6 protein-coding genes are annotated in these 6,813 nt (G+C 37.8%); 4 read left to right on the forward strand and 2 right to left on the reverse strand.

The window, feature by feature from the left end:
• A partial coding sequence (locus J7J33_05040) for a ribonucleotide-diphosphate reductase subunit alpha (protein MCD6168653.1) occupies positions 1–298 on the reverse strand: 298 nt, incomplete at its 3' end.
• Positions 299–431: 133 nt separating this feature from the next.
• On the opposite strand from J7J33_05040, the gene J7J33_05045 reads away from it, so the two are divergent.
• Complete coding sequence (locus J7J33_05045; GenBank protein ID MCD6168654.1) at positions 432–2,903, forward strand: ATP-dependent Clp protease ATP-binding subunit; 2,472 nt, start codon at positions 432–434, stop codon at positions 2,901–2,903.
• Positions 2,872–3,843, forward strand: a complete 972-nt coding sequence (locus tag J7J33_05050) for a hypothetical protein (GenBank protein ID MCD6168655.1) — start codon at positions 2,872–2,874, stop codon at positions 3,841–3,843. The genes J7J33_05045 and J7J33_05050 overlap by 32 nt, the downstream gene beginning before the upstream one ends.
• On the opposite strand, the gene rpsT is transcribed toward J7J33_05050, so the two are convergent.
• Positions 3,824–4,120, reverse strand: a complete 297-nt coding sequence (gene rpsT, locus J7J33_05055; protein ID MCD6168656.1) for a 30S ribosomal protein S20 — start codon at positions 4,118–4,120, stop codon at positions 3,824–3,826. The two genes, J7J33_05050 and rpsT, sit on opposite strands and share 20 nt — an antisense overlap.
• Positions 4,121–4,278: 158 nt before the next feature.
• Here rpsT and J7J33_05060 point away from each other — a divergent pair, with 158 nt between their 5' ends.
• Both J7J33_05060 and J7J33_05065 read left to right on the forward strand, forming a co-directional pair.
• Positions 4,279–5,793, forward strand: a complete 1,515-nt coding sequence (locus J7J33_05060) for a peptidylprolyl isomerase (protein ID MCD6168657.1) — start codon at positions 4,279–4,281, stop codon at positions 5,791–5,793.
• Positions 5,793–6,813 (forward strand): peptidylprolyl isomerase (locus tag J7J33_05065; protein MCD6168658.1); only part of this gene is annotated, 1,021 nt, incomplete at its 3' end. The genes J7J33_05060 and J7J33_05065, both read left to right, overlap by 1 nt.

Raw genomic sequence — 6,813 nt, forward strand, 5'->3', positions numbered from 1 at the left:
AAGAGTCTCCAACAGGGAGGACAAAGCATGCCGAGAGTTGTCCAAGTTCTCTTCCAGCGTTCATGAGTGTTGGAGAGTTGGGAATGAATATCAGATTCACCATGACATCGAGGAATTCTTTGTATGTTTTTTCAACATCGGCATCCTTTTTGTATATCTTGTCTGCTTCGGCAACGGTTTTGGCAACACGCATAAACATATCAAGAGGTGTTTCAATTACCTCTCCCTTTTCATTCTTTTTAAGGTATCTTTTTTCAAGGACAAATATTGCCTGTTTGGTGAGATTTACTTTACTCATGGTGCCTCCTTAGGATTTTAATACTCTCTCTTTCAATTTACACCCCAGAGGTTTTCAAGTCAAATGAAAAAATTTTTCTAAAAATAAAGGAGTCTTTTTATTTAATAATGGTATAATTAAGTTGGAGGTGACTATGGAATTCTGGGATTATCTAACGGATAGTTCAAGACAGGCTTTCTTCTTCGCTCAGGAAGAAGCTCAGAGGATGAACAATAATTATATTGGTACTGAACATATACTCCTTGGCCTTTCAAGGCTTGGTCAGGGCATTGCCTCCCAAGCTCTATCAATGTTCCATGTGGAGTATGGGCAGGTTGCATCTAAGGTCAGAGAGATGGTGGCAGGTATTGGAAGCGGTGAGGTTTACTACTCCTCAAAGAAGATAATTTTAACTCCAAGGGTTAAAAGAATTCTGGAGCTTGCAAGGATGATTGCCCAGGAGATGGGTGATTACTATGTTGATACAGAACATATCCTTTTAGGGATAATAGAGGAAGGGGAGGGGATGGCGATAAAGATACTTGAAGAACTTGGTGTTGACCCTGAGAAGTTAAGGGAGGAACTCTATATTCTTATAGAGGAGAAAAAATTCGGTTCAGGTAGAACCAAAAGAGAGTCTTCTCAGAGGAGGACAAAGACTCCAACCCTTGACCAGTTTTCAAGGGATCTAACCCACCTTGCTTTGAATGATAAGCTGGATCCTGTTATTGGCAGAGAGAAGGAAATTCAGAGAGTGATAGAGATACTGTGCAGAAGAACGAAAAACAACCCTGTGCTTATAGGAGATCCAGGTGTTGGTAAAACTGCCATTGTTGAAGGACTTGCTCAGAAGATAGTTAAAGGTGAGATACCAGATTTGTTGAAGAATAAAAGAATTGTTGCCCTTGACCTCTCTTCTCTTGTGGCAGGCACAAAGTACAGAGGTGAGTTTGAGGAGAGGATGAAGAGGGTACTGAATGAGATTAAGAGGGCGAAGGGAGAGATAATTCTCTTCCTTGATGAACTTCACACCCTTGTGGGTGCAGGAAGTGCAGAGGGAGCAATTGATGCATCCAACATATTAAAACCTGCTCTTGCAAGAGGCGAACTTCAGTGCATTGGAGCAACCACCTTAAAGGATTATAGAAAGTATATTGAGAGGGATTCTGCCCTTGAGAGGAGATTCCAGCCAATAATAGTTGAAGAACCAAGTTTTGACGATACCATTAAAATTCTTAAAGGTTTAAGACCAAAGTATGAGGCTCACCATAAGGTAAAGATACCTGATGAGACCCTTGTTGAGGCGGTGAAGCTTTCAACAAGATATATAACATCAAGATTTCTTCCTGATAAAGCTATAGATTTAATAGATGAGGCAAGTTCAAAGGTTAGACTCCGCTCAAGTGTGACACCACCAGATATAGTTGAGCTTGAGGAGAGAGTGAAGGATATCAAGGATAAGAAGATAAAAGCCATACAATCACAGAGGTTTGAGGAAGCAGCAAAATTGAGAGACAAGGAGCAGAGATTGAGAGCTCTGATTGAAGAGAAGAGGGAGAAGTGGAAAAAGGAAAGAGAGGAGAAGTTCCCTACTGTGAAGGCAGATGATGTTGCTGAAGTGGTTTCCACATGGACAGGTATTCCTGTTACAAGGATAATGGTGAAGGAGAGAGAAAAGATTCTTCATCTTGAGGAGGAACTTCATAAGAGAATAGTAGATCAGGAGGAGGCAGTAAAGGTTATATCAAAGGCAATAAGGAGGGCGAAAGCTGGTCTTAAAGATCCAGATAGACCAATCGGCTCCTTCCTCTTTCTTGGACCAACAGGTGTTGGAAAGACAGAACTTGCAAGGGCACTTGCAGAGATACTATTTGGTAGCGAAGATTCTCTTATAAGATTGGACATGAGTGAATATATGGAGAAGTTTTCTGTCTCAAGATTAATTGGTTCTCCACCGGGATATGTGGGTTATGATGAGGGAGGACAACTCACAGAAGCTGTTAGGAGAAGACCCTATTCTATAATTCTTTTTGATGAGATAGAGAAGGCACATCCAGAGGTATTTAACATTCTTCTTCAGATTCTTGATTCTGGAAGACTCACAGACTCTCAGGGCCACACTGTGGATTTTAGAAATACCATCATAATACTTACTTCAAACATAGGGACTAATTTTGAATCGATGAAGAAATTTGGTTTTATCAAAGAGGATGATGAAAACTACACAGAGTTAAAGAATAGGGTTCTTTCTGATCTTAAAAAGACATTCAAACCAGAGCTTTTGAATAGAATTGATGAGGTTGTAGTCTTTAAACCCCTTACTAAAGAGGAGGTAAAGAAGATACTTGAGATAATGATGAAGAGGGTGAGAAAAGAACTTGACGAGAAGAATATAACCCTTGAACTTACAGAAAGTGCAAAAGATTTTCTCGTGGAGAAGGGTTTTGATAAGAGATTTGGTGCAAGACCATTGTGGAGAACAATTTTAAGAGAACTTGAAAATCCTCTCTCAGAGAAACTCCTTGAGGGAGTATTTCAGGAAGGTGATACAATCCTTGTTGATAGAGAAGGGGATGAGCTAAGCTTTAAAAAAGTTGAGAAAAAAGAAATCCTATCAAAGAGTTAGTTATATAGATGTTTTAAAAGAGATAGAAAAGAAGAAGATATTTCCATTTTATGTTCTTCAAGGAAATGGTAGGTATATAAAAAATCAGGTAATTGAAAAATTAAAGGATGCACTAAAAGTTGATTCTATAAGTTTGATAGATGGAAAGGGAAGGGATTTCTCAAGTGTTGTGAGGGAGATAAACTCTCCCTCCTTCTTTTTTTCCTCAGCCCTTTTCTATGTTAAAGATGCTGGAAGGATAAAGGGATTTAAGTGGGAGAAAATTGAGAAAGATAACAGAGTTGTTGTTTTTGATGATTCAGAGGGGAAAATACCCACTCCACCAAAACCATTTTCTGAATTAGTAAGGATTGTTAAGGATTTACCACTCCCAGAGGGCGTTTTAAAGGCTTGGATAAGGAAGAAATTTAAAGAGAGAGGGAAAATTGTGGATGAGTCTGGTGTATACTCACTCATCTACAATGTGGGAACTGAGCTTGATTATCTTATAACAGAGATTGAAAAAATTTCCCTATCCACTGATAAGAGGAAGATTACCAAGGAAGATATAGAGAGGCATGTTTATCCTGTATCATCAACCTCTATATTTGATATTTCAGACCTCTTTTTTAAAGGAAGAAAGCAAAAAACCATTCTCTTTATAGAAGAAATGATAAATAGAGGTGAGAATATAGAGAGAATATTCTACATTCTAATGAGTAGGGTGATAAATGTTTTTGATGTGAAAATTTCTCTCATGCAGGGGCTTAAGCCAAAGGAGATTCAAAAGGTTATGAACATCTCTCCCTTTCTCTTTGGTATATATGAAAAAGAGGCAAGGGAGATAGATATTGATAAACTTACAAAGTTACTCTTTTATCTTGAGGATGTGGAAAAGGCTATAAAGATAGGAAAGGGTGATCCAAAAACCCTTCTTGAGGTCATTTCTCTAAGGATGTAAGCTTCTCCTCCTCAAGTTTTATTATAAACTCTGAGAATCTCTTCATTAGCCTACTCTTCTTTCTTGCCGCTGTATTTTTATGAAAAACTCCCTTGCTCGTTGCATGATCAATAAAGGAGATTGCCTCTTTCAATCTCTTTTCAGCTTCCTCTCTGTTCTCTGAAAGAAATACAGATTTAATTAGATTTTTAGTCCTTGTCTTGTAATATTTATTTCTCATTCTCCTCTTCAAGTTTTTTCTTGCATTCTTTAACGCAGACTTTGTTCTCTTCGCCATATCTTCCTCCTTATAGTTTCCAAAATTTACTCTAAAATTTTAGCACAACAGGTAGGTTTTTCCAAGTTTTTGACTTATGAATTAGTTAGCCTTTACCTTTTCTATCTTTTATTATAAAATTAGTTAGATTGACTAAAAGAAATATAGGAGGTAGTGTTATGGGAAGGTTGCAGAAGATAAAAAAGGAGAGAAAACTTAAAGAGAAGGAGAAAACTGAAGGTAAAGGAAGGATAAAGAGCATTATAATAAAATCAATAGTAATGTTCATTGTAGCTATCCTTGTTGCAGGAGGAATAACCTTTGCCATTGCTTACAAGGATAGAGGTATTGAAGCGAAGGTTGGTTCAACTGTTGTTAAAAAGGCAGAGATAGAGAAAAGGGTTGAAGCCATAAAGAATCAATACAGAAGCATGGGTATAGATCCAGATGACCCTCAATACAAATCAATAATAGAGCAAATTGTGGAACAGACAAGAAATGATTTAATAAACCAAGCTGTTATTGAAGAGTATGCAAAGAGAAACAACATAAAGCCCACTGAGGAAGAGATAAAGAAGGAGGTTGATAGACAGATAGAGAATATAAAGAGTGGATTTAAATCAGAGGAAGAGTATGAGAAGGCACTTGCCCAATCAAGATTTAAGAATGAGGAGAACTTAAGAAAGGAGATTGAAAAGTATGTAATTCCAGACATTCTTGAAAGAAAGGTGCTTGCCCCAGTTTACTCAAAGATAAAGGTAACAGAAGAGGATGCTTTAAAATACTTCAATGAAATAACCAAGGTGCATGCAAGACATATTCTCATAAAAGTTCCCGAAGATGCTGATGAGAAAACCGTAGAGGAGAAGAGGAAATTGGCAGAGGAGATAAGGGAAAAGATTTTAAAAGGTGCAGATTTTGCTGAAATGGCAAAGAAGTACTCAGATGACCCAGGAAGTAAGGATAAGGGAGGAGATCTTGGTTGGTTTGGTAAAGGAAAGATGGTGAAGGAGTTTGAAGAGGCAGCTTTCTCTCTCAAGCCAGGTGAGATAAGTCCGGTGATAAAGACAAAGTATGGATTCCATATAATACAGGTTCTTGATGTTAAGACAAAAGGTGAGACATACGATAAACCTGAGAGAGTAAAGGTTAAACACATTCTCTTAAAGATAGACAAGAATATGACTCCCGAGGATAGAACAAAGAAACAGCAACTTGCAGAGAAGATATACAATGAACTTTTGAACGGTGCAAACTTCGATGAACTTGTAAAGAAATACTCTGAGGATGAGGCAACAAAGGATAAAGGTGGAGAACTTGGAGAGGTTGCAAAGGGTTCAAGAGGAGAAGAGTGGGATAAGAATGTCTTTACCCTTAAAAAAGGAGAATTTTCAAAACCTTTCCTTACATCTCAAGGTTACGAGATTGTTTTTGTAGAGGATAAACTTCCTGAAGTTAAAGCAAAATTTGAGGATGTAAAGGATGACATAATAAAGACCCTTGAGACAAAGAGAAGGAATGAAGCTAAAAGAAAGTGGCTTGAGGAGAAAAAGAAAGAGTTTGGTGTAAAAGAGGGAAACCTCTGGGATGAAATTACATCATATTTAAAGAAGCATTTTCTCAATCCTCTCAAGAATTGGCTCTCTAAGGTCAGGGAGTCAGTTCAGGAGAATTCTGGAGAGAACAATCCATAATGAAGAAACTCTTGGATAAGAAGAAAAAGAAGAGAATAAAGAAACTTTTAAATATATTCAGGTATGTGAGAATACCACTTATCATACTGATAATTATACTTGGTGTCTCTCTCTGGATGTTCTCTCAGAGGGATATAGCGGCAAGGGTCTTTGATGAGAAGATATACAAGGCAGAGGTTAATGCTGCTGTAAGGAGAAAGATAAAGGATTACGAGGATAAGAATATAAGTCTTTCTCAAGCGGATATTGAGGCAATAAGGAGAAATACAATAAACGAAATGGTGGAGAACATCCTCCTTGACCACTGGGCAAAGGAACATGGAATTACTGTCTCAGATAAAGAAGTTCAGGATGAAATTGAAAGGATGAGAAAAGCAACAGGACTCTCTGAGGATGAAATATACAAGCAGGCACTCAGTAAGTTTCAGCTCCTTGAATCAGATATAGAGACCATAGTGAGGGAGGCACTTCTCTCAGACAAGGTTTACGCCTCTGTTTTGAAGGACCTGAAAATTAGTGATGAGGAGGCATGGGATTATTTTATAGAGAGGACAAGATTCTATGCTGGAGCAAGGAGGGTTTCTCACATTTTTTTAGCTGTTGATCCAACAAAGGATAAGCCAGAGGATATAGAGAAGAAAATAAAGAAACTCAAAGAGATAAGAAACCGCATCCTTGATGGAGAAGATTTTGGAGAGCTTGCCCTCAAGTTTTCAGAGGATGAATCCACAAAGAAGAATGGAGGGGATCTTGGTTGGTTTAGAAGGGGAACTCTTTCAGATCCAGCACTATCAAAAGCGGTATTCTCAATGAATAAGGGAGATGTAAGTGATGTAATAAGGGGAAGGTTCGGACTTCATATATTAAAGATAACAGATGTTGTTCCAGAGAATCTTCCTTCACTTTCTGAAGAGGAAAAGAGGGTATACTTTGAGAAGATTAAAGAACTTGTAAAAGGGGATTTAATGTATACAAAAGCTGAGGAGAAAATTAAAGAATTTAACAAATCACTATGGGAAT

Source organism: Caldisericia bacterium, from assembly GCA_021158845.1.
Taxonomy (GTDB): domain Bacteria; phylum Caldisericota; class Caldisericia; order B22-G15; family B22-G15; genus B22-G15.